Raw genomic sequence first — 22,316 nt, 5'->3', positions numbered from 1 at the left:
GAATGGACACCGAGTCCATGAGGATTCCTGATCGCTGAGCAAATCGCTACGATGGATTTGCGCGCAGTACCGCCGACACTCAAGATGCCAGGGCAGCGCCGCCTCATGCGGGAAAAACATGCCAACCTACACCCTCATCAAGCACGCCCACATGGGCTGCGCCTACCTCTCCATCCTGCTGTTCACCGTGCGCGGCGGGCTGATGCTGGCCGATTCACCGCTGCTGCGCGCCAAGCCGCTGCGCATCCTGCCGCACGTGGTCGACACCCTGCTGCTGACGCTGGGCATCACGCTCGCCGTACTCGCCCACTTCCTGCCCACCCAGCAGGACTGGCTGATGGCCAAGATCGTGCTGCTGCTGGTCTACATCGGGCTCGGCACCGTGGCGCTCAAGCGCGGCCGCACCAAGGCCATCCGCACCACGGCCTTCGCCGCCGCGCTCGCCACCGTGCTGTGGATCGTGCTGATCGCCAAGACCAAGATGATCTGGCCGCTATAACTCCCCCGCTTCGGCCGACCAAAGCCGGACAGGCCAACGGAGCACCTGTCCCGGAAGCGTAGGATGGGCGAAGCAAAGCGAAACCCATCGGCCGATACCGATGGGTGCCGTCACGGACGGAGCAAGCTAGCGCAGCGTTATTAAGGAATGCCTCCTGCCACGCACTCTTCACCTCGCCATGGGCCGCTTGCCTCAGAGCGCGAACCGGTTTCGCGCCCTGTTTCGGTCAACCGCGACAAACGGGTTGGCCGAAGCTTGACCCAAAGCAATGGCCCCGCCGCCCTGCTCTGCTACTGTCCCCCGGTTTACGTTTCCTGGCGTTAACCGATCATGACCCTGCCCGAACTGGTGTGCCCCGCCGGCAGTCTCCCCGCCCTCAAGGCGGCGGTCGACAACGGCGCCGATACCGTCTACTTCGGCCTGAAGAACGACACCAACGCCCGCAACTTCGCCGGGCTCAACTTCGACGACAAGAGCGCTCGCGCCGGCATCGACTACGCCCGCGCGCGCGGTCGCAAGGTGCTGATGGCGATCAACACCTACGCCCAGGGCGGCAACGTGTCGCGCTGGCACCGCGCCATCGACGAGGCCGCCGACCTCGACGTCGACGCCGTGATCCTGGCCGACCTCGGCCTGATGGACTACGCCGTGCGCCGCCACCCCGAGCTGCGCTTGCACCTGTCGGTGCAGGGCTCGGCCACCAACTACGAAGCCGTCAACCTGGCGCGCGAGCTGTTCGGCATCCGCCGCGCCGTGCTGCCGCGCGTGCTGACGCTCGACCAGGTGCGCCACGTCATCGAGCACACCGACGTCGAGATCGAGGTGTTCGGCTTCGGCAGCCTGTGCGTGATGGTGGAGGGCCGCTGCCTGCTGTCGTCCTACGCCACCGGCGAATCCCCCAACACCCACGGCGTGTGCTCGCCCGCCAAGCACGTGCGCTGGGAGCACGGCGAGACCTCGCTCGACGCGCGCCTGGGCGGCGTGCTGATCGACCAGTACGGCAAGGACGAACCGGCCGGCTACCCGACACTGTGCAAGGGCCGCTTCGCGGTGCAGGGCGACACCTACTACGCGCTGGAAGAACCCACCAGCCTCAACGTGATGGCCATGCTGCCGCAGATCATCGACATCGGCGTGGCGGCGATCAAGGTCGAAGGCCGCCAGCGCAGCCCCGCCTACGTCAGCCAGGTGACGCGCACGCTGCGCGCCGCGCTCGACGCCGCCGGACGCGAAGCGCAACGCTTCAGCGTGCGTCCGGCCTGGCAACAGGAACTGGGCCGGCTGTCGGAAGGCCAGCAGCAGACGCTGGGCGCCTACAACCGCCCGTGGAAATGATGGAACCGACGACCATGACCTCCCTGAATCTCAAGCTCACCCTCGGACCGGTGCTGTTCTTCTGGTCGCGCGACGAAATCTTCAACTTCTACAGCGAGGCCGCGGCCTGGCCGGTCGACACCATCTACCTGGGCGAAGTGGTGTGCTCGCGCCGCCAGCAGCTGCGCACCCAGGACTGGATCGGCCTGGCGCACGACCTGGCCGACGCCGGCAAGGAAGCCGTGCTGTCGAGCCAGGCGCTCCTGGAGAGCGAATCCGACCTCAAGCGCCTCAGGAAGCTGATCGACAACGGCCGCGTGCGCATCGAGGCCAACGACCTCGGCGCGGCACGGCTGGCGCGCGAGCAGCGCCTGCCCTTCGTCGCCGGCCCGCACCTCAACATCTATAACGGCGAGACGCTGGCGCTGATGCAGCGCCTCGGCGCCTACCGCTGGCTGCCGCCGGTGGAAATGGACCGCGCCACGCTGGCCGAGGTGCTGCAACACGCCCCGGCGATCGAGACCGAAGTGTTCGCCTGGGGCAAGCTGCCGCTGGCGTTCTCGGCGCGCTGCTTCACCGCGCGCCATTACAACCTCAACAAGGACGACTGCCAGTTCCGCTGCCTCGACCACCCGGACGGCCTCACGCTGACCACGCGCGACGGTCAGGATTTCCTCACCATCAACGGCATCCAGACCATGTCGGCCGGCTGCCAGTCGCTGCTGCCGCACCCGGCGGGCATGGCCGCCGCCGGCGTCACCACGGTGCGCGTCAGCCCGCAGGCACAGCACTGCGCCGAGGTGGTGCAGGCGTTCCGTGCCGTCATCGACGGCCAGAGCGCCGCCAGCGAGCTGCTCTCCGGGCTCGCGGCAAAGAGCCGGGACCCGCTGGTCGACGGTTACTGGCTGGGCCAGCCCGGCATCGTCAACACCCAGGGAGCCGATCATGCGCGTGCCTGAACTGACCGTCCCCACCCGTCTCGCCCGCCTGCTGGGCCGGCTTCCGGCCACCCCGCCGGCCTGGCTTCTGGTAACCAGCCTCAACCAGCTGGTCAAGCGCGGCGTGCTGCCCGCCGACATGGAACTCCTGGCCGAGCGTCGCTTCGAGGTGCGCCTCGTCGACGCCGGCGTGAGCCTGCGCTTTGCCGCCGACAGCCGCCGCTTCCTCCTCGACCGCCAGCCCGGCGAGCCCGACCTGCGCCTGTCGGCCAACGTCGCCGACTTCGCGCGCATGATGCTGCGCGAGGAAGACCCGGACACGCTGTTCTTCAACCGCAAGCTGAGCATCGAAGGCGACACCGAGCTCGGCCTCATCGTCAAGAACCTGCTCGACAGCGTCGACTGGCACGAAACCCCGCTCGCGCGCTTCATGGCGAGCTGAGCCTAGCCCCTCTCCCCCGGAGACGCCGCTGACGGCGGCGTCTCGCTCCCCTCCCGCGCACACGCCAGAGAAACAATCACTGGTTAAAACGCCTCGCCTTGCTATGCTCAAAGCATGCCCGGCTCGCGAGGGGGACGTATCTCCGTGCCCCCTCTCCCGGATCCGACCACGGCCAACGGCGCAGCGGACACTGCGCGGCCCGGACACGAGGTGCGCCATGCCTTTTCCGAAGCGACTCACCGGCCTGCTGCCCGACCCGGGAATGCTGCGCGGCATCCTGCTCCCCGTTGCCCTGCTGTTCTTCCTGACGGCCGGCAGCTCGCTGCTGGTCGCCAACCTGATCGCCCATCAGGACGACAACCTCGCCCGCCAGCGTTTCGATCACCGGGCCGGCCAAGTCGAAGCCGCCATCAACGAGCGCATGCAGTCCTACCACCTGGTGCTGCACGGTGTGGTCGGCCTGTTCCAGGCCAGCGGCGACGTCAGCCGGCAAGAATTCAACGACTATCTCGCCACGCTGCAGCTGAGCCAGCACTACCCCGGCCTGGCGTCCCTCGGCTACGTGGACCGGCTCGCCCCGGCCGAACTGCCGTCCTACCTGAGCCGCATGCAGCAGGAGCGGCCGGATTTCCGTCTGCATCCGGACTCTCCGCGCGCCGGCTACACCGCCATCCGCTACCTCTACCCCCCGACGCCGCGCAACGAAACCGCGCTGGGGCTCGACATGTACACCGAAACGACGCGACGTAACGCCATGGTCCAGGCGCTCGACAGCGGCGCACCGGCCGTGACCGGCAAGGTCGCGCCGCTGCTGCAGAGTACCCCGAAAGATACCAACGTCTTCCTGATGTACTGGCCGGTGTACCGCAAGGGTGCCGCGCAGGGCAGCGTCGAGGCGCGCCGCTCCGCATTGCAGGGCTGGGTATTCGCCACCTTCCGCATGGGCGACCTGATGCTGGGCATTTTCGGCGATGGCACTCCCCAGCTGAACCTGCGCATCTACGACGGCAACGAGGCCACCCCCGCCAGCCTGATGTACAGCACCGGACGCCAGAACACCGGCCGCTACCATGTGCAACGCCACTACCGACTGGGTGGCCGCCCCTGGCTGCTCGACATCGCCAGTGCCCCCGAACTCGACCGCAGCGTGGCCAGCACGCGCTACCTATGGGTGATGGGCCTGGGCCTCTTGGCCAGCCTGCTGCTGAGCGTATTCATCGGCAGCATCCTGTTCGCCCGCCGCCGCGAAGCCGCCATCAGCGACGCCAGTGCCGCCGCCGCCAAGAAACGTGAAGAACACTTCCGCGCCGTGATTCAGTCGGCGCCCAACGCCATGCTGGCGGTGGATCAGCAGGGCTTCATCACCATGAGCAACCCCGCCGCCGTGCGCTATTTCGGCTACTCGCCGGAAGAGCTGCAGGGCAAGAGCATCGAGATGCTGCTGCCGGAACGCTTCCGCAAGCATCACCCGATGCTGCGCCAGGCCTTCAAGGCCGACTCCAAGCCGCGCCAGATGGGCGAAGGGCGCGAGCTGTTCGCGCTGTGCAAGGACGGGAGGGAAATCCCGGTCGAGATCGGGCTCTCCACCATGCTCACCGAGGAAGGCGTGCAGACGGTGTGCTCCATCATCGACATCTCCGAACGCAAGCTCTCCGAGCTGCGCCTGCGCGAACAGGCCGAGCAGATCTCGCGCGCCAACCGCTACAAGACCGAATTCCTGGCCACCATGTCGCACGAGCTGCGCACCCCGCTCAACAGCATCCTGATCCTCGCCGACCAGCTGGCGGAAAACCGCCAGGGCAACCTCACCGCCAAGCAGGTGGAGCACGCCACCATCATCAACCGCTCCGGCAAGGACCTGCTGGCGCTGATCAACGACATTCTCGACCTGTCCAAGATCGAAGCCGGACGCATGACGCTCAACCGCGAAAAGGTGCTGGTGAACGACCTGATCACCACACTGCGCCAGAATTTCCTGCCGGTGGCGGAAAACCGCCAGCTGACGTTCCAGACCACCAAGGAAGACAGTGCCGGCGACGTGTTGATCACCGACGCCACACGGCTGTTCCAGATCCTGAAAAACCTGCTGTCCAATGCCTTCAAGTTCACCGACCATGGCTCGGTGCACCTGCGCGTCTACCAGCCGCAGAGCGTGCCGCCCGGCATGGACAGCCTGCCGCAACACACCCTGGCCATCGCCGTGACCGATACCGGCTGCGGCATGCCGTCCGACAAGCTGGACCGCATCTTCGAGGCCTTCGAACAGCTCGAACAGGGCAGCAAACGCCAATTCGGCGGCAGCGGCCTCGGGCTCAGCATCTCGCGCCAGCTGGCCCACCTCCTGGGCGGCACGATCGACGTGCGCAGCGAACTCGGGCTCGGCAGCACCTTCGTGCTGTACCTGCCGGTGCATCCAGCCGGCGGTGGCGTGAAGGAAGTCACGCTGCCGCCGGAACCGCATGTCGTGTTCCCCCCGGCCAAGGCCAGCAGCCGCAGCGACGTGCTGGTGGTGGAAGACGACCAGCAATTTGCACGCATCATCATGAACAAGGCGATGGAGTCGGGCTTCAAGACGCGCATCGCCAGCACCGGCATCGAGGCCTTGCAGGAAATGCGCCAGCACCCGCCGGCCGCCTTCATCCTCGACATCCTGCTGCCCGACATGAACGGCTGGGAGCTGCTGCGCCAGGTGCGGGGCACCCCCGCCACGCGGCATGCCCCGGTCCATATCATCTCCTGTCTCGATCGCAGCGAGCTGCACGAGCAGCTCGACATCCAGGACTACCTGGTCAAGCCGGTCGACCAGAGCACCCTGGCGCGGGTGTTCCGCGAACTGCACGCCGAACTCGGCCACCGTCCGGGACAGGTGCTGCTGGTCGAAGACAACCTGGTGGAACGGGAGCACTACCAGGCCCTGATCGAGCAGCTGGGCGGTACGCCGCAGTGCTGCGGCAACGTGCTCGAGGCCAAGAACCTGCTGCTGCAGCAGACGTTCGCCTGCGCCGTGATCGATCTCAACCTGCCCGGCGGCAGCGGCTTCGAGCTGCTGCAGTGGATCAGCAGCCAGCCCGGCCTCAGCCAGCTGCGCATCATCATCAACACCGGCATGGATCTCGACCGCGACACCCTGCAGGCGATGAACGAATACAGCGCCGTGGTGCTCACCAAGGGCGCCGCCAACGAACTCAAGCTGTCGTACGCCATCCGCACCTTCCTCGATCAGGTGTCCGATCCGGCAGGCAAGGTCGCGGCGGGCAACGCTGCAAACCGGGAGCGCGCCACGCTGCTGCTGGTGGACGACGACATCCGCAACATCTACGCCATGAGCAGCGTGCTGGAAGAGCGCCAGTTCAACGTGCTGACGGCCATCAACGGCGAAGAAGCCCTGGCCCAGATCGAACAGAACCCGGGCATTCAGCTCGTGCTGATGGACATGGCGATGCCGGTGCTGGACGGCTATGAAACCACCCGCCGCCTGCGCAACGAACTGCGTTTCGAGCGGCCGATCATCGCGGTCACCGCCTACGCGATGAAGGACGACAAGGCCAAATGCCTGCAAGCCGGCACCAACGACTACCTGCCCAAGCCGGTAGACAGCAAGGAACTGCTTAGGATGATCGACCAATGGCTCACGCAGACCTGATCGCCCTCCGCCACGATACCGGAACCCCCGCCGCCGCCAAGTCGGAACGACTGCCGGTCGTGCTGTCGATCGATGACAAGGCGGTCAATCTGCGTGTCATCGAAGTGGTACTGGAGCCCCTGCCCTGCCAGGTGGTGTCGCTCGGCTCGGGGGAGGAGGCACTCAAGTACCTGCTCACCCAGCCGGTATCGGTCATCCTGCTCGACGTCTCGATGCCCGGCATGGACGGCTACGAAGTGGCGATGCTGATCCGCGGCCGGCGCCAGACCCGCAGCACCCCGATCCTGTTCATCACGGCGGCGATGTGCGAAGAACAGGACATCCAGCGCGGCTACAGCTGCGGCGCCATCGACTACCTGGTCAAGCCGTTCGACCCGCTGACGCTGCGCAGCAAGGTGCGCCTCCTGCTGGAGTACGACCAGCAGAAACGGCAGCTGCTGAGCGCCTACCAGCGGCTCGATGAACAGCGCGACTACTACCAATCGCTGCTGAGCTCCGCCGGCGAGGGCGTCATCGGCGTCAGCCCCGATGGCATCGTCCGCTTCGCCAACCCCGCCACCCAGAACCTGCTCGGCATGTCGGCCGAACACCTGGTCGGCTACCCGATACAGCAGCTGTTCCACGAGAGCGACCGGGCAACCGACTGGGACAGCAGCCCGTTCGCCATCGCCTGCCGCGACAATGTCGAAGTGCTGCACGAGGAGACCATGCTGTACCCGCCGGGCCGGCCGCCGCTGCCGGTATCGCTGCGCTGCTCGCCGATGGGCGGGCAGCAACAGGGGCTGGTGGTGATCTTCCGCGATATCCGCCAGCAGCTGGAAACCGAGAGCCAGTTGCGCCAGCAAGCCCTGACCGACTATCTGACCGGGCTGCTCAACCGCAACGGCTTCACCATCATGCTGGAAAAAGTGCTGAGCCACGCCGAGCGCTCGCACCAGGGGCTGGGACTGCTGTTTCTCGACCTCGACCGTTTCAAGGAAATCAACGACCGTCTCGGCCACAAGGTCGGCGACATCGTGCTGCAGCAGGTGGCCGAGCGGCTGCGCGGTTGCCTGCGCCGCGAGGACCACATCGCTCGGCTCGGCGGCGACGAGTTCATCATCATCCTGGAACAGCTGGAAAGCCCCGACCGCGCCGCCTACAGCGCCCAGCGCATCATTGCGGCACTGGAGCCACCGTTGCAGATCGACGACGATACCCTCACGGTCCGGGCCAGCATCGGGATTGCCACCTACCCTGACTGCGGCCGCACCGTCACCAGCCTGATCGAGGCCGCCGACGTGGCGATGTACCGCGCCAAGGAGGATGGGCACCACCTCTACCACTTCTTCACCACGGAAATGAACCAGCGCGTCCAGGAACGGCTGCGCCGCGAGCAGCAGCTGCGGCAGGCCCTCGTCGAGCAGCAGCTGTTCCTGCTCTACCAGCCGCAACAGGACCTGCACAACGGGAGGCTGGTCGGGATCGAGGCGCTGCTGCGCTGGCAGCCGCCGGGACAGCCGGTGCAGGCGGCGGGCTCCTTCCTGCCACTGCTGGAAGAAAGCGGCCTGATCATGGCGTTTGGCGAGCGCAGTATCGAACTGGCCTGTCGCCAGCGGGCGGCCTGGCTGGTGGAGGGCTGGCTCGACAGCGCCTGCCCGCTCTCGATCAACCTGTCGGCCCGCCAGCTGGCCGACGACAAGCTGCCCGGCAAACTGGACTACATGCTGAAACACTACGGCATTCCGCCAGCGCTGATCGAGCTGGAGTTCCACGAAGCGGCGCTCGACCAGCACAACACCAAGGTCATCGAAAACCTGCACTGCCTGGGCATGATGGGACTACGGCTGGCGCTGGACGACTTCGGCAGCGAACTGGGCGAACTCGCCATCCTGCGCCGCTTCCCGATCAGCACGCTGAAGATCGGACAGGCGCTGGTCAAGACCCTGGCCGACTCGCCGCGCGATCAGGCCATCATCACGGCCACCGCGCAGCTCACGCGGGCGCTGGGCATCCGGCTCCTGGCCGCCGGCGTCGAGACACCGGCCCAGCGCGAGCTGCTGCAGAAGCTGGGCATCCCGGCGGCGCAGGGCCACTCCATCGCCAAGCCGATGACACCAGGGGAGTTGGCGGCACGTTTCGACCGGCGCTGACGACCTACCCCAGGGCTTCGGAAGGACCTGTCCGCGCCTCAGGGGTTCGGCGGCCTGCCATGCCACGCGCCACACGGCTCGCACAGGCCCGGCCGCGTGCCGGGCAGGCCACGGCAGCGCGGCGTCACATCCCGAGCCGGTCGCGCAGGCTGTAATACCACGCCCCCATCGTCAGCATCGGCACGCGGAACAGCCGCCCGCCCGGGAAGGGGTAATGCGGCAGACGGGCGAAGGCGTCGAAGCGTTCGCTCTGGCCGCGAATCGCCTCCGACAGCAGGCGGCCGGCGAGATGGGTGTAGGTCACGCCGTGACCGCTGCAGCCCTGCGAGTAGTAGATGTTGTTGCCGAGGCGGCCGGCCTGCGGCAGGCGCGACAGCGTCAGCGAGAAGTTGCCGGTCCAGCCGAACTCGATCTTGACGTCTCCCAGCTGCGGGAAAGTCTTGAGCATCTTGGGGCGGATCAGGCGCACGATCTCGCCCGGGTCGCGTGCGCCGTACACCGTGCCGCCGCCGTACAGCAGGCGCTTGTCGGCGGTCAGGCGGAAGTAATCCAGCAGGAAATTGCAGTCCTCGACACAGTGGTCGCCCGGCAGCAGCGCATCCGCCAGCTCGGCCGGCAGCGGCGCGGTGGTGATCACCTGGGTGCCGCACGGCAGCGTCTTTTCGGCCAACTCGGGCAGCAGGTTGCCGAGATAGGCGTTGCCCGCCACGATCACGAAACGCGCGCTCACCTGGCCTTCGGCGGTACGCACCACGGCCGGCTCCGCACGCTCCACGCTCAGCACCGCCGACTGCTCGAAAATCTGCCCGCCCAGCGACTCCAGCGCCGCCGCCTCGCCCAAGGCCAGGTTGAGCGGGTGGAGGTGGCCGCCCCAGTTGTCGAGCAGCGCGCCGACGTACTGCGCGGTGCCGACGATATCCTTCATGCCGGCCTGATCGATGAGCCGCAGTCCGGTGTGGCCGAAGCGCTCCCACAAACGCTGCTTGGCCTCCAGTTCATCGAGCTGCTTGCCGGTCAGGGCGGCGAACACGTTGCCCTGCTTCAGGTCGCACCGGATGCCGTACTTGGCCACCCGCTCGCGGATGATGTTGCCACCCTCGAACGCCATGCTCCCCAGCGCGGCGGCGGCGGCCTTGCCGTGGCGGCGCTCGATCACGTCCAGGTCGCGGCTGTAGCTGTTGACGATCTGCCCGCCATTGCGTCCGGAGGCGCCCCAGCCGACCCGCGCCGCCTCCAGTACCATGACCCGGTAGCCGTGCTCGGCCAGGTGCAACGCCGCCGACAGGCCGGTGTAGCCGGCCCCGATCACACACACGTCGCAGTGATGCGCGCCACGCAGTACGGGACGATCCGGCGCCGGGTTGCGTGAGGCGGCGTAGTAGGAGTGGGGGTGTTCGAGAGGACGGTCCATGGTGCACCTGTTGCAATCGTTTTCCGGACGGGCCGAGGAAGGAGCACCCGCCTGTCATCACGATACACGCGTCGAAAATACTCGACAATGCGGGCTTGGCCGTTGGCCACGGGCAGAAAAAAGCCCGGCCAGGCCGGGCGTGCGATCGGGCTGGCGCGTCGGCTCAGTGCTGCGCCGCCTCGCGCTTGGCGGTCAGGTCCAGGCCGGGGAGATCGGCGACGATGTCGGGATGTTCGGCCAGTTTCTCCGCCACATAGTCGACGAAGACCCGGGTGCGCGGAGCGATGTGCTCGCGGTGCGGGAAGCAGATGTAGATCGAACGTTCCAGCGAGATGAAGTCGGTCAGCACCGCCTCCAGTTCGCCGCTGCGCAGGTAGGGCATTGCCTCGTGACCCGGCACCTGCGCCACGCCGAAGCCCAGGCGCGCCATTTCGCACACCGCCTCGATGTCGTTCAGGGTATAGATGCCGTTGACCTCGAGCGGGATACGCTCGCCGTCGCGCTCGAACTCCCACTTGCACAGTCGGCCGGAGGTCGGGAACTGGTAGTTGATGCAGTTGTGGTTGGCCAGGTCGTCGGGTTTCTGCGGACGGCCGTTCTTGCTCCAGTATTCGGGCGCCGCCACGGTGTAGAGCGGCAGTTGCGCCAGGTGGCGCGCCGAGAGGCGCGAGTCCGGCATCATGCCGACGCGCACGCCGACGTCGTAGCCGTCCTCGATCAGGTCGCTGAAATGGTCGTCGAGGCCGAAGAACACGCGGATCTTGGGGTGACGCTGGCAAAACTCGCCCATCAGCGGCAGGATGAAGTGCCGGCCGAAGGAGTTGGGCAGGCTGATGCGCAGGTGCCCGGCCGGCTCGTCGCGGCTCGCCTTGAGCTGGTTGATGGCCGCGTCCAGATTGTTCACCGGGCCGCGACATTGCGCGTAGAAGCGCCGGCCGTCCTCGGTCAGCGTCAGCTGGCGCGTGGTGCGGTTGAACAGGCGGACTTCCAGTTCCTGTTCGAGCCGGGCGATACTCTGGCTGATGGCGGCGGGAGAGACGCCGAGCTTGCGCGCCGCGTCGGAGAAACTGCCGTTTTCGGCGGTGGTCATAAAGACCATCAGTGCCTTCAAGGTATCCATGCGCTACGGATTCCATGGTAGGGCCGGCCCCTGCGGGCCCCGGGCGGGATCGTCCGGCGTCGAGCTGAGGGGCTGACGAAAATTGATTGGGTATTTCTTTAAAAAGGTTACACCATTCTTTGAAAACAATGAAGATTGAAATGATTTGTGCCAGCTCAAGCCCGGCACACCTCACCTGCGCTACGATTACTGCATGAACTTCCTCCGCCCCTTGCTGCTGCTGGTGCTGACCGTGTGGCTGGCCTTGCCGCTCTCCACCCTGGCGCAAAGCGCACCGCCAAAGGCGTGCCATGGCAGCACCGCCGCACCCTGCATGGCGGCGGCTGACGCCGGCTGCCGCCACCGGGCGCTGCCATCCGATGCGCCAGCGTGCTGTCATTTTTACGCAACAGCTGCCCATGCCGATGTCGGAGAAGTACGGCGGGTCTCGCCCGGGGCGGTGCAGGTGGGACACGAACGCGGCGGGGAGGCGCAGTTCATCCCGCCGGTGGCCACCCGCCCCCCGGTCGCCTGAGCAGGCAAGCGAATCCCGCACGCGGCGGCCCGCCACCGAGCCGCCAGGTTCTCCCTCTCAGGACAGCTATCGACCATGAATACTCCGCAACGACTCGCCGTGATCGGCGCACTGATCTTCTCCGGCCACGCTCTGGCCGCCCAGGGCACGCTGTACAAGGACCCCAACTGCGGCTGCTGCACGGCCTGGGCCGAGCACCTGCAAGGCAAGGGCATCACGCTGCAGGTGGAACCGAGCCGCGAACTCGCCAGCGTGCGTTCGCGCTTCGGCGTCCCCTCCGACATGGGCGCCTGCCATACCGCGCGCATCGGCGGCTACACCTTCGAAGGCCACGTGCCGGCCGACCTGGTGCAGAAGGTGCTGCACGACAAGCCGAAGAACCTCGTCGGCCTCGCCGTGCCCGGCATGCCGCCGGGCAGCCCGGGCATGGAGGGCATGGGCAAGGTGGCGTACAAGGTGTACGCCTTCGACAAGACGGGGAAACGCTTCGTCTACGCCGAGCGCTGAAGCCCCGTTTCATTAGGCGGCTACGCCTTAAGAGTGCCGGCAGTACTGCGTGCGAATCTCCCTCAGAGATTCGCTCAGCGATACGGAATCCTCATGGACTACATGTCCATTCCGCGTCCTGTGCGCTGGCGGCACTCAACCGGCTTTGGCTCGCTCGCCTACTAATGAATGGGTCTACTCCACATTTCCTGGCTGTCGGATGGGTGAAGGTATTCTCCTTCGCAACGCTGCGCGACCTTGTGCAGTCAATGCCGGACCCCATCGATTCGCCTCGGCGGCGATGGCTTGCGCTCCGCCCCACCCGCCCTACCGGTCACACCCCAAAAGGCACAGCATGCTGTGCCTTTTTCATTTCATCGACACAACATGATGCGGTTTACCGCTTGATCCACGTCAAGGGATTCCCGCATCGCGCACCCGAGCGTCATTCCACCATTTATAGTGCACCTCAACGAAACAAACACCATATGTTGAGCCATGACTGAAGCAGCCCGCCTTTCTGACCACCCTGTCGCCCCGGTCGACGCCGTCGCCGCCATCGACGAATACCTGAGCCGCGCCGACTGGCGCGTGCAAGCCAACGCCAACCAGGGCTATAGCTTGGGTGGGCTGATTCTCAACGTGGCCGGCAAGGTGACCGCCAACTACTGGCTCGCCAAGGTATTCAGCGCCGAGGCCGCCCGCGCGCACCGCGAGGGCGACTTCCACATCCACGATCTGGACATGCTGTCGGGCTATTGCGCCGGCTGGTCGCTGCGCACCTTGCTGCAAATGGGCTTCAACGGCGTGCAGGGCAAGGTGGAATCGCAGCCGCCGCGCCACCTGTCCTCAGCCTGCGGCCAGATCGTCAATTTCCTCGGCACGCTGCAGAACGAGTGGGCCGGCGCGCAGGCGTTCAGTTCCTTCGACACCTACCTGGCACCGTTCGTGAAAAAGGACGGGCTCTCCTACGAGCAGGTCAAGCAGTGCATCCAGGAGCTGATCTACAACCTCAACGTTCCGAGCCGCTGGGGCACGCAGACGCCGTTCACCAACCTCACCTTCGACTGGCTGTGCCCGGAAGACCTGCGCGAGCAGATCCCGCTGATCGGTGGCGAAGAGATGCCGTTCACCTACGGCGACTGCGCGCGCGAGATGGCGCTGATCAACCGCGCCTACATCGAGGTGATGCTGGAAGGCGACGCCAAGGGGCGGGTGTTCACCTTCCCGATCCCGACCTACAACATCACCAAGGATTTCGACTGGTACGGCGAGAACACCGATCTGTTGTTCGCGATGACCGCCAAGTATGGCCTGCCCTACTTCCAGAACTTCGTGAACTCCGACCTCGAACCGCACATGGTGCGCAGCATGTGCTGCCGCCTGCAGCTCGACCTGCGCGAACTGTTGAAGCGCGGCAACGGCCTGTTCGGCAGCGCCGAGCAGACCGGCTCGGTGGGCGTGGTGACGCTCAACTGCGCGCGCCTGGGCTACCGCTTCAAGGGCGACCTGCCCGGCCTGCTAGCGGAAACCGACCGCCTGATGGCGCTGGCGCGCGACACGCTGGAGGAGAAGCGCCGCGTGGTGCAGGGCCTGATCGACGAGGGCCTCTACCCCTACACCAAGCGCTTCCTGGGTTCGCTGCGCAACCACTTCAGCACGGTGGGGGTGAACGGCATCAACGAGATGATCCGCAACTTCACCGCCGACCGTGACGACATCACCAGCGCCTGGGGACACGATTTCGCCTGCCGCTACCTCGACCACATCCGCGAGCAGATGCTGGCGTTCCAGGAACAGACCGGCCATCTCTACAACCTGGAGGCGACGCCGGCGGAAGGCACCACCTACCGCTTCGCCAAGGAAGACAAGAAGCGCTTCGCCGATATCCTGCAGGCCGGCACGGCCGAGCAGCCCTACTACACCAACTCCAGCCAGTTGCCGGTGGGCTTCACCGACGACCTGTTCGAAGCGCTGACGCGCCAGGAGGCGCTGCAGCGCAAGTACACCGGCGGCACCGTGCTGCACCTCTACATGAGCGAGGCGGTGTCGAGCCCGGAGGCCTGCCGCCAACTGGTGAAACGGGCGCTGGCGGGGTTCCGCCTGCCCTACATCACCATCACGCCAACCTTCTCGATCTGCCCGAAGCACGGCTACCTGTCGGGCCACCACGAGTTCTGCCCGCGCTGCGACGCGGAGCTGCTGGCGGAGAAGCGGCGCAGGCAGGGTTAAAGCACCATGCCCCCGGCTTCGGCCAACCTTTTGACTCTTTTAGAAAGGCAACACCATGAGCAATCTGTCCGAACAACGCCATCTCGACACCGTACTGGACAACAGCGAACGCACCCGTTGCGAGGTGTGGACCCGCGTGATGGGCTACCACCGTCCGGTGGCGGCGTTCAACATCGGCAAACAGGGCGAGTTCAACGAACGCCTGCACTTCGATGAGCGTGAAGCCGGCTGAGGCGGCACGCATCGGCGGACTGGAGCCGTTCTCGTCCTGCGACTGGCCGGGCAAGCTCACGGCGGTGGTGTTCCTCGCCGGCTGCCCCTGGCGCTGCGGCTACTGCCACAACCCGCAGCTGTGGCGCCGCCGCGACGGCAAGGCCGACTGGCCGGCGCTGCGCGAGTGGCTGGCGAGCCGCCGCGGCCTGCTCGACGGCGTGGTGTTCTCGGGCGGCGAACCGCTGGCCGAGGCGGCGCTGCCGGCCCTGCTGGCCGAGGTGCGCGCACTCGGCTTCGCCACCGGGCTGCACAGTGGCGGGGCGTACCCGGCCGAGTTGGCCGAAGCGCTGCCGCTGCTCGACTGGGTCGGCTTCGACGTGAAAACGGAGTGGGCCGGCTACGATGCGCTCACCGGCGTGCCCGGCAGTGGCCGCGCCGCGCGCCGCAGCCTCGAGCTGCTGCTGGCCAGCGGCGTCGCCTACGAGTGCCGCACCTCGATCCACCCGCACTGGCACGACGTGGCGGCGCTGGCGCGGCTGGCCGAGGAACTGGCGACGCACGGCGTGCGCCATTACCGCTGGCAGGCGATCCGCCCGCCCGCCCCGCTGCCGACGCCGTGGCCCGCCGGCTGGCCCGGCAATCACCATGACATCGCGCTGCGCTTTGCCGATTTCACCTTCCGCCAGCATTGAAACCGGGGAGAACACGGCGGGGCCGGGTCTTCCTTGACTCCGATCAAAGCCCTGCCACCCCGCCTCCCTACAATGTGAGCCTTTCCCCGCAGCCAGAACCCACCCACCATGACCCACCCGTTTTCCCCCTCGTGATCCGCGGCCGTAGCCTCCTGCCCATCGTGCAGGGCGGCATGGGTGTCGGCGTCTCGGCCAAGAGCCTGGCCGGCGCCGTGGCCCGTGCCGGCGGCGTCGGCACCATCGCCAGCGTCGACCTGCGCCACCTGCACCCCGACCTGATGGCACAGAGCGAACGCGCCGGCGGCGCCGACGAACTCAACCGCCTCAACCTGATCGCGCTCGACCGCGAGGTGAAGGGCGCCCTGGCCAACGCCGACGGCCAGGGCCTGGTCGCCGTCAACGTGATGAAGGCGGTCGACGCCCACGCCGACTACGTGCGCCAGGCTTGCGAGTCGGGTGCGCACGCGGTGGTGATGGGCGCCGGCCTGCCGCTCGATCTGCCGGAGATGACCGCCGCGCATCCGGACGTGGCGCTGATCCCGATCCTGTCCGAGGCACGCGGCATCGGCATCGTGCTCAAGCGCTGGATGAAGAAGAACCGCCTGCCCGACGCCATCGTCATCGAACATCCCAAACATGCCGGCGGCCACCTCGGCGCGGCGCGTCTCGACGACATCGCCGACGCCAAGTTCGACTTCAAGCGGGTGCTGGACGAGACCTTCGCGCTGTTCCAGTCGCTGGGACTTGAGCGCGAGCAGATTCCGCTCATCGTCGCCGGCGGCGTCAACAGCCACGAGAAGGTACAGACCTACCTCAACGACTACGGCGCCGCAGCGGTGCAGATCGGCACCGCCTTCGCCGTGACCGAGGAAGGCGACGCCCACCCGCAGTTCAAGCAGACCCTGGCCGGCGCCCGCGCCGAGGACATCGTCGAATTCGTCAGCGTGGCCGGGCTGCCGGCGCGCGGGGTGCTGACGCCGTGGCTGAAGAGCTACCTCAAGCGCCTCGACAAGTTGCAGGCCAACGCCAAGGCCGACCCGCGCCGCTGCACCCAGGCGCTCAACTGCCTGTCGGTGTGCGGCCTGCGCGACGGGCTCGCCAAGGTCGGGCAGTTCTGCATCGACCTCAAGCTCGCCGCCGCCTTCCGCGGCGAGGTGAGCAAGGGGCTGTTCTTCCGCGGCGCCGAGCCGCTGCCGTTCGGCGACGCCATCAAGAGCGTGCAGGAGACCATCCATTACTTCCTGCACGGCGAGAAGCCGGCCGGTCTGGCGCCGGCCTGAGAACCTGTTCAGGATCTGTCGCGAGCGGCCCTCAGCGGGATGAAGAGCAGCACAGGAACCGGAATGGACATGGAGTCCATGAGGATTCCCGATCGCTGAGCGAATCCCTGCGTGCCAATCTTCGATTGGCTCAGCGATAGATTCGCACGCAGAGCGCATGAGTCCCGATCAGGGATCGCGCAGCAAGATCATGGCCAGGTTCTGAACGTCCGCGTCGCCTGCGACCAAAGCCCCGGCTGCCCTCGGCCGGGGCTTTTTGTTACAGTGATGTTCACTATCGCGTTTTCTGCCCTGCCATGACAGCCTTTACCAGTTGCAACCCCGCCAACGGCGAGGTGGTGTTCACCCGTCCCGCCTGGCCCGAAGACAAACTCGCCGACGCCGTCGCCCGGCTCAAGCGCGCGCAGCACCCCTGGGCACGCCTCAGCGTCGCCCAGCGCGCCGAATGGCTGCTGAAGCTGGCCGACGCCCTCACCGCCGAGCGCGTGGCGCTGGCCGACCTGGTGACGCTGGAAGTCGGCAAGCTCACCGCCGAGTGCCTGGCCGAAATCGACAAATCGGTGCAGCTGATCCGCTACTACGCCGAGCTGGCGCCGGGGCTGTTGGCCACCAAGACCATCCCGACCCAGGCCAGCCACAGCGGCGTGGCGTTCGAGCCCTTGGGCCTGGTGCTGGCGGTGATGCCGTGGAACTACCCGATCTGGCAGGTGCTGCGCTTCGCCGTGCCGGCGCTGATGGCCGGCAACGCCTGCCTCGGTGAAGCCGGCGCCGTCGGTGCCGCAAAGCACGCAGAAGCTGCTCGACATCGTCGCTTCGGCCAACCTCGCCGTGCTGGACGCGGCCTGGATCGAGCACGACCAGGTCGAGGACGCCATCAAGGCCGCCGACGCGGTGGCGTTCACCGGGTCCACCAATACCGGCCGCGTCATCGCCAGCCTGGCCGGGCGCCACCTCAAGAAGACCGTGCTGGAGCTGGGCGGCAGCAACCCCTTCATCGTGCTGGCCGACGCCGACATCGAGACCGCGGCGCGCGAAGCCTGCCACTCGCGCTTCCGCGACGCCGGCCAGAGCTGCAACGCCGCCAAGCGCATGATCGTGGTGCCCGAGATCGCCGACGCCTTCGTCGACGCCTTCCTCGCCGAAGCCGGCCGCCAGATTCCCGGCGACCCGCGCCATCGGGCCACCACGCTGGCGCCGCTGACGCGCGCCGACCTGCGCGAGGCGCTGCACGCCCAGGTGCTGGACGCCACCGCCAACGGCGCCACCCTGCTCCGCGGCGGCCAGATGCCGCACGGCGCCGGCTTCTACTACCCGGCCACCGTGCTCGACCACGTCAACCCGGCCTGCCGCGTCTACCATGAGGAAGTGTTCGGCCCGGTGGCCAGCATCCTGCGCGCGCGCGACGAGGCCGACGCCATTCGCTTGGCCAACGACACCCCGTTCGGCCTCGGCGCCTCGATCTACACCGCCGACACCGAGCGCGGCTGGACGCTGGCGCGCGACATCGAGGCCGGCAGCGTCTACCTCAACCGCCACACCAGCTCCGACCTGCGCCTGCCCTTCGGCGGCGTCAAGGCCTCCGGCTACGGCCGCGAGCTGTCGGAATTCGGGCTCTACGAGTTCGTCAACGTCAAGACCTACTGGCAGAAGTGACGCCGGCGGGCACGTCATCCACCCACAGCGCGGCGAACACCCCGCCGCCCTTTCGAACGGACCCCGATGAGCACCCTTACCCTGTACGGCAACCGCTTTTCCGGCCATAGCTACAAAGTCCGCCTGGCACTGATGCTGGGCGACGTCTCGCACGAATACCGCCACGTCGATCTGGCCGCGCCGCGCGCCGAGCGCCCGGACGACTTCCGCGCCGCCAGCCGCTGGGACGAGGTGCCGGCGCTGGTGGTGGACGGCGTGCCCATGGTGCAGTCCAACGCCATCCTGCAATGGCTGGCCGAGAGCGAGGGCGTGCTGGCCGGCCGCCCCGGCGAGCGCCAGGGCATCCGCGAATGGCTGGGCTGGGAAGCCAACCGCATCGGCCTGTCGGTACCCAACCTGCGCTATTACCGCCGCTTCGCCAGCGTCCCGGCCGAGGTGGAAGCCTGGCTGGAACTGCGCGCCTGCGCCGATCTCGCGGTACTGGACGCCCAGCTCGCCCAGCAGCCTTTCCTGCTGGAGAGCGGCGTCACCATCGCCGACCTCAGCGCCAGCGCCTACCTGTGGTGGCTGGACGAGGCCGGGCTCAGCGTCCGCGATTGGCCGCACGTCGCCGCCTGGCTCGAGCGCCTCGCCGCGCTGCCCGGCTGGCAGCATCCGGACCAACTGATGGCGCCGGACATCCCCGACTGAGGCCCCCGCCATGAACGACTTCCTCGCCCGGCTGGCCGGCGTCATCGGTTCGGCCAACCTGCTCACCGCCGAGGCCGACACCACGCGCTACACCACCGACCAGCGCGGCCGCTACCACGGCCGGCCGCTGGCGGTGGCGCGCCCCGGCTCCAGCGCCGAGGTAGCCGCCCTGGTGCGGCTGGCGCGCCAACACCGAGTCGCCATCGTGCCGCAAGGCGGCAACACCTCTACCTGCGGCGGCGCCACGCCGGACGGCTCCGGCCGCCAGTTGCTGGTGGCGCTGGAGCGCCTCAACCGCGTGCGCGCGCTCGACGCCGCCAACCACAGCCTCACCGTCGAGGCCGGCATGACGCTGGCGGCGGTGCAGCAGGCGGCGGCCGACGCCGACCGGCTGTTCCCGCTGTCGCTGGCCTCGGAAGGCAGCTGCCAGATCGGCGGCAACCTTTCCACCAACGCCGGCGGGCTGGCGGTGCTGCGCTACGGCACCATGCGCGAGCTGACGCTGGGGCTGGAAGTGGTGTTGCCGGATGGGCAGGTCCTCAACGCGCTGTCCGGGTTGAGGAAGGACACCAGCGGGTTGGATGTGAAGCAGCTCTTCATCGGCGCCGAAGGCCAGCTCGGGCTGATCACCGCCGCCACGCTCAAGCTGTTCGCCCGCCCCACGGCGCACGCCACCGCCTGGGTCGGCGTCAGAGACGCCGCCAGCGCCATCGCCTGGCTCAACGCGCTCAAGGACGCCTTCGGCGACCGGCTCACCACCTTCGAGATCCTGTCCGAGGTGTGCCAGAACCTGCTGGCCCACTACCACCCCGGCCAGCTGCCATTCACCGCGCCGTGGGCGCTGCTGATCGAACTCTCCGACAGCGGCGGCTCGGCCGAACTGAGCGAGCGGCTGGTGGCCTGGCTCGCCCGTCAGGACATGCTGGACGGCGTGGTGGCGCAGAGCGAGACGGAACGGCAGAAGCTGTGGCAGCTGCGCGAGGCGATGTCCGAGACGCAGAAGCGCGACGGCCCCAGCATCAAGCACGACATCGGCGTGCCGAGCTCGGCCATCCCGGCCTTCCTCGACGAGGCCGGCACGGCGCTCCAGGCCGCCTTCCCCGGCGTGCGCGTGGTCGCCTTCGGCCACGCCGGCGACGGCAACCTGCACTACAACGTCAGCCACACCCGCCCCGGCAACGCCGAGCTGTTCGCCGACGAGCCGCGCGTCAACGAGATCGTCTACGACCTGGTCTACCGCCACGCCGGCACCCTGGCCGCCGAACACGGCATCGGCCAGCTCAAGCCGCACTGGCTGGCGCGCTACAAGGACCCGGTGGCGCTCGCCCTGATGAAGACCATCAAGCAGGCGCTCGATCCCGCCGGCCTGATGAACCCGGGGCGCTGGCTGTAGCACGTGCACCGCTTGCCGTATCGTCTAGCATGAAAACGGATGACACCCCGCCAGGCAGACACCGATAGGAGCCGCCGATGCACCGCCACCGCATCAACGCCTACGTCTTGCTACTCGGCCTGCAGGCCGGCGCCGGCCCCCTGCATGCCGGCGAGCTGGTGATCAACTTCGATACCGGCAGCCCGCCCACCATGTACGCCGGCCCCCACGGCGAAGCGCGAGGCATCTATCCCGCCATCCTGCGCCGCGCCTTCGAGCGCATGGGCGAGAAGGTCGCCATCCGGGCTCGCCCGTTCAACCGGCTCATGGCCGAGTTCCTGGACGGCCACGCCGCCGTCGGCAGCCTGGTGCACTCGCCCAGCCGCGACCTCAGCGGCGATTTCAGCAGCCCCTACTTCACCGAGAACGTCGCGGTCTATTACGATGCCGGCCGCTGGAGCGGCTTTCGCTACGACGGCCCGGCAAGCCTGAAAGGCTACCGTGTCGGCGTGATACGCGGCTGGTCGTACGGCGCGGCGTTCGACCAGCTGCGCCACGAGGGCAGCGTCGAGGTGGAAGAGGTGGAGTCCGACGCGCAAAACTTCAGCAAGCTGGCGTGCGGGCGGCTGGATTTCGTGCTGGCGCCGGAACTGGCCGGCAAGAAGCTGCTCGATCAGCCGCGCTATGCCGGCATCGTCGCGGCGCCGAACTACCTGGTCTCGGTCGGCATCAATCTGGCCATCAACAAGCAGGCAGGCCAGCGCGAGCTGCTCAGGCGCTTCGACAGCGCCATCGCCGAGATGCGCCAGCGCCGGGAAATCGAGTCGATCGTCGCGGCGGAGCTGCAGCGCGCGCCGCTGGCGAACCAACGGCCGTCCTGCGTCAAACCGCAATGAACCCTGCCGGCGTCAGCGCGCCGCCGGCTTTCTCAGCACGATCTTGAATTCCGCCTCGTACGGCGGCACATGGCATTCCACGATGTCGGGCGGGGCCACCTGCAAGTGCAGGCCCACCACGTCGGCATGGAGCGGCAGGCGCGTGACGTGGCGGTCGGCCAGCATGGCGGCATAGATCGCCGCCGGTTGCTTGCGCGCCAGGTACTCGACGGCGCGCAGCAGCGAGTGGCCGGTGTAGAGCACATCGTCCACCACCAGCAGCGCGTAGCCCGCCAGGTCCAGGCTGGCGTGCGCGGCGTTCTCGGTGAACTGCGTTTCCGGATGCAGCAGCGTCAGGTCGTCGGCGTAGCGCTTGATCGACAGATCGAGCCGCAGCGGCGGCGCCAGCCGGTACTGCGTCACCAGCGCGGCGGTGAGGCGCTCGGCCAGCGGCGCGCCGCGCCGCAGCACCCCGATCACCGCCACCCGCTCGTGACCGGACAGCAGCAGCGCCGCCCGGCGCGCCATGTCGGCGACCACCAGCTCCAGTTGCGCGCTGTCGTACAGGCAGGGGTCGGGGAGCGTTGCGGATTCCATGCGGGGTTTCCTTGTGCGGGTCCGAGGGGGCGGCGCGGGTGCCAAGCGGTACGACGGGACATGCCCGGCGCCCAGGTGCTGTTACCGGTATAGCAAGTGGGCGAGCACGCGGCGGCCGGCTTCGGCCAACCTTTGCCGCCCCGCCCGTTGCCAGGCGCGGCATTTCTTGCTGTGATGGCGCACGCAACCCTGGCCGTGGCTCAGCGGTCGAAT

General features: G+C 67.6%; 18 protein-coding genes and 1 pseudogene. 16 read left to right on the top strand and 3 right to left on the bottom strand.

Features of this window, described 5'->3' with window-relative positions; all coding sequences use genetic code 11:
- The first annotated feature begins 118 nt into the window (after nucleotides 1–118).
- The 6 genes from ABKF58_RS07895 to ABKF58_RS07870 all read left to right on the top strand — a co-directional run bounded on the left by ABKF58_RS07895 (nucleotide 119) and on the right by ABKF58_RS07870 (nucleotide 8,968).
- Nucleotides 119–499 carry a SirB2 family protein gene (locus ABKF58_RS07895; protein WP_014088432.1) on the top strand — a complete coding sequence of 127 codons (381 nt, stop codon included), beginning with the start codon at nucleotides 119–121 and terminating at the stop codon, nucleotides 497–499.
- Nucleotides 500–826: 327 nt separating this feature from the next.
- Entirely contained in the window at nucleotides 827–1,834 is a 1,008-nt protein-coding gene (gene ubiU / locus ABKF58_RS07890; protein ID WP_148282999.1) for a ubiquinone anaerobic biosynthesis protein UbiU, read from the top strand.
- A gap of 14 nt (nucleotides 1,835–1,848) precedes the next feature.
- A complete protein-coding gene (locus ABKF58_RS07885; protein ID WP_482584058.1) occupies nucleotides 1,849–2,772 on the top strand; it encodes a U32 family peptidase in 924 nt (307 codons plus the stop codon).
- On the top strand, nucleotides 2,759–3,193 hold the full coding sequence (gene ubiT / locus ABKF58_RS07880) for a ubiquinone anaerobic biosynthesis accessory factor UbiT (protein ID WP_008952385.1): 435 nt from the start codon (nucleotides 2,759–2,761) through the stop codon (nucleotides 3,191–3,193). Before ABKF58_RS07885 ends, ubiT begins: the two co-directional genes overlap by 14 nt.
- 217 nt (nucleotides 3,194–3,410) lie before the next feature.
- Complete coding sequence (locus ABKF58_RS07875) at nucleotides 3,411–6,836, top strand: CHASE domain-containing protein (protein WP_482584057.1); 3,426 nt, start codon at nucleotides 3,411–3,413, stop codon at nucleotides 6,834–6,836.
- The gene (locus ABKF58_RS07870) at nucleotides 6,818–8,968 is read left to right on the top strand and encodes a GGDEF/EAL domain-containing response regulator (protein WP_482584056.1); all 2,151 of its coding nucleotides are present in this window, start codon (nucleotides 6,818–6,820) and stop codon (nucleotides 8,966–8,968) included. Before ABKF58_RS07875 ends, ABKF58_RS07870 begins: the two co-directional genes overlap by 19 nt.
- Nucleotides 8,969–9,092: 124 nt before the next feature.
- On the opposite strand, the gene ABKF58_RS07865 is transcribed toward ABKF58_RS07870, so the two are convergent.
- Complete coding sequence (locus tag ABKF58_RS07865) at nucleotides 9,093–10,379, bottom strand: NAD(P)/FAD-dependent oxidoreductase (RefSeq protein ID WP_482584055.1); 1,287 nt, start codon at nucleotides 10,377–10,379, stop codon at nucleotides 9,093–9,095.
- A gap of 163 nt (nucleotides 10,380–10,542) precedes the next feature.
- Nucleotides 10,543–11,499 (bottom strand): LysR family transcriptional regulator, encoded by a 957-nt coding sequence (locus tag ABKF58_RS07860; RefSeq protein ID WP_008952381.1) that lies wholly within the window; start codon nucleotides 11,497–11,499, stop codon nucleotides 10,543–10,545.
- Nucleotides 11,500–11,692: 193 nt separating this feature from the next.
- On the opposite strand from ABKF58_RS07860, the gene ABKF58_RS07855 reads away from it, so the two are divergent.
- From ABKF58_RS07855 to ABKF58_RS07810, 10 genes and pseudogenes are all read left to right on the top strand, one after another.
- A complete protein-coding gene (locus tag ABKF58_RS07855; RefSeq protein WP_150104982.1) occupies nucleotides 11,693–12,013 on the top strand; it encodes a hypothetical protein in 321 nt (106 codons plus the stop codon).
- Between the two features lie 75 nt (nucleotides 12,014–12,088).
- Nucleotides 12,089–12,520 (top strand): DUF411 domain-containing protein, encoded by a 432-nt coding sequence (locus ABKF58_RS07850; protein WP_008952380.1) that lies wholly within the window; start codon nucleotides 12,089–12,091, stop codon nucleotides 12,518–12,520.
- Nucleotides 12,521–12,997: 477 nt separating this feature from the next.
- The gene (locus tag ABKF58_RS07845; protein ID WP_482584054.1) at nucleotides 12,998–14,731 is read left to right on the top strand and encodes a ribonucleoside triphosphate reductase; all 1,734 of its coding nucleotides are present in this window, start codon (nucleotides 12,998–13,000) and stop codon (nucleotides 14,729–14,731) included.
- 55 nt (nucleotides 14,732–14,786) lie between these two features.
- Nucleotides 14,787–14,963, top strand: coding sequence for an anaerobic ribonucleoside-triphosphate reductase (gene nrdD / locus ABKF58_RS07840; protein ID WP_294864012.1), 177 nt, complete (start codon nucleotides 14,787–14,789; stop codon nucleotides 14,961–14,963).
- Nucleotides 14,944–15,636 (top strand): anaerobic ribonucleoside-triphosphate reductase activating protein, encoded by a 693-nt coding sequence (locus ABKF58_RS07835; protein ID WP_482584053.1) that lies wholly within the window; start codon nucleotides 14,944–14,946, stop codon nucleotides 15,634–15,636. Before nrdD ends, ABKF58_RS07835 begins: the two co-directional genes overlap by 20 nt.
- Nucleotides 15,637–15,809: 173 nt before the next feature.
- The gene (locus ABKF58_RS07830; protein ID WP_482584345.1) at nucleotides 15,810–16,916 is read left to right on the top strand and encodes an NAD(P)H-dependent flavin oxidoreductase; all 1,107 of its coding nucleotides are present in this window, start codon (nucleotides 15,810–15,812) and stop codon (nucleotides 16,914–16,916) included.
- Nucleotides 16,917–17,212: 296 nt separating this feature from the next.
- Nucleotides 17,213–18,569, top strand: a pseudogene (locus tag ABKF58_RS07825) (aldehyde dehydrogenase family protein).
- Between the two features lie 66 nt (nucleotides 18,570–18,635).
- On the top strand, nucleotides 18,636–19,259 hold the full coding sequence (locus ABKF58_RS07820) for a glutathione S-transferase family protein (protein ID WP_008952374.1): 624 nt from the start codon (nucleotides 18,636–18,638) through the stop codon (nucleotides 19,257–19,259).
- A gap of 10 nt (nucleotides 19,260–19,269) precedes the next feature.
- A complete protein-coding gene (locus ABKF58_RS07815) occupies nucleotides 19,270–20,652 on the top strand; it encodes an FAD-binding oxidoreductase (RefSeq protein WP_482584052.1) in 1,383 nt (460 codons plus the stop codon).
- Between the two features lie 77 nt (nucleotides 20,653–20,729).
- Nucleotides 20,730–21,527, top strand: coding sequence for a substrate-binding periplasmic protein (locus ABKF58_RS07810; protein WP_482584051.1), 798 nt, complete (start codon nucleotides 20,730–20,732; stop codon nucleotides 21,525–21,527).
- Nucleotides 21,528–21,539: 12 nt separating this feature from the next.
- On the opposite strand, the gene ABKF58_RS07805 is transcribed toward ABKF58_RS07810, so the two are convergent.
- The gene (locus ABKF58_RS07805) at nucleotides 21,540–22,103 is read right to left on the bottom strand and encodes a bifunctional pyr operon transcriptional regulator/uracil phosphoribosyltransferase PyrR (RefSeq protein ID WP_482584050.1); all 564 of its coding nucleotides are present in this window, start codon (nucleotides 22,101–22,103) and stop codon (nucleotides 21,540–21,542) included.
- Nucleotides 22,104–22,316 lie beyond the last annotated feature (213 nt).

This window comes from Pseudogulbenkiania sp. AW2-16, from assembly GCF_056824575.1.
Note: the sequence above shows the minus strand (reverse complement) of the source record. Positions and strands in the feature narration are given on the sequence as shown.

What these genes read in the sequence shown, in the direction of transcription:
- nrdD (WP_294864012.1), top strand. Translation starts at nt 14,787, where the DNA reads ATGAGCAATCTGTCCGAACAACGCCATCTCGACACCGTACTGGACAAC.
- ABKF58_RS07870 (WP_482584056.1), top strand. Translation starts at nt 6,818, where the DNA reads ATGGCTCACGCAGACCTGATCGCCCTCCGCCACGATACCGGAACCCCC.
- ABKF58_RS07885 (WP_482584058.1), top strand. Translation starts at nt 1,849, where the DNA reads ATGACCTCCCTGAATCTCAAGCTCACCCTCGGACCGGTGCTGTTCTTC.
- ABKF58_RS07855 (WP_150104982.1), top strand. Translation starts at nt 11,693, where the DNA reads ATGAACTTCCTCCGCCCCTTGCTGCTGCTGGTGCTGACCGTGTGGCTG.
- ABKF58_RS07810 (WP_482584051.1), top strand. Translation starts at nt 20,730, where the DNA reads ATGCACCGCCACCGCATCAACGCCTACGTCTTGCTACTCGGCCTGCAG.
- ABKF58_RS07815 (WP_482584052.1), top strand. Translation starts at nt 19,270, where the DNA reads ATGAACGACTTCCTCGCCCGGCTGGCCGGCGTCATCGGTTCGGCCAAC.
- ABKF58_RS07845 (WP_482584054.1), top strand. Translation starts at nt 12,998, where the DNA reads ATGACTGAAGCAGCCCGCCTTTCTGACCACCCTGTCGCCCCGGTCGAC.
- ABKF58_RS07835 (WP_482584053.1), top strand. Translation starts at nt 14,944, where the DNA reads ATGAGCGTGAAGCCGGCTGAGGCGGCACGCATCGGCGGACTGGAGCCG.
- ABKF58_RS07820 (WP_008952374.1), top strand. Translation starts at nt 18,636, where the DNA reads ATGAGCACCCTTACCCTGTACGGCAACCGCTTTTCCGGCCATAGCTAC.
- ABKF58_RS07850 (WP_008952380.1), top strand. Translation starts at nt 12,089, where the DNA reads ATGAATACTCCGCAACGACTCGCCGTGATCGGCGCACTGATCTTCTCC.
- ABKF58_RS07875 (WP_482584057.1), top strand. Translation starts at nt 3,411, where the DNA reads ATGCCTTTTCCGAAGCGACTCACCGGCCTGCTGCCCGACCCGGGAATG.
- ubiT (WP_008952385.1), top strand. Translation starts at nt 2,759, where the DNA reads ATGCGCGTGCCTGAACTGACCGTCCCCACCCGTCTCGCCCGCCTGCTG.
- ABKF58_RS07860 (WP_008952381.1), bottom strand. Translation starts at nt 11,499, where the DNA reads ATGGATACCTTGAAGGCACTGATGGTCTTTATGACCACCGCCGAAAAC.
- ABKF58_RS07865 (WP_482584055.1), bottom strand. Translation starts at nt 10,379, where the DNA reads ATGGACCGTCCTCTCGAACACCCCCACTCCTACTACGCCGCCTCACGC.
- ABKF58_RS07830 (WP_482584345.1), top strand. Translation starts at nt 15,810, where the DNA reads ATGGGTGTCGGCGTCTCGGCCAAGAGCCTGGCCGGCGCCGTGGCCCGT.
- ABKF58_RS07805 (WP_482584050.1), bottom strand. Translation starts at nt 22,103, where the DNA reads ATGGAATCCGCAACGCTCCCCGACCCCTGCCTGTACGACAGCGCGCAA.
- ABKF58_RS07895 (WP_014088432.1), top strand. Translation starts at nt 119, where the DNA reads ATGCCAACCTACACCCTCATCAAGCACGCCCACATGGGCTGCGCCTAC.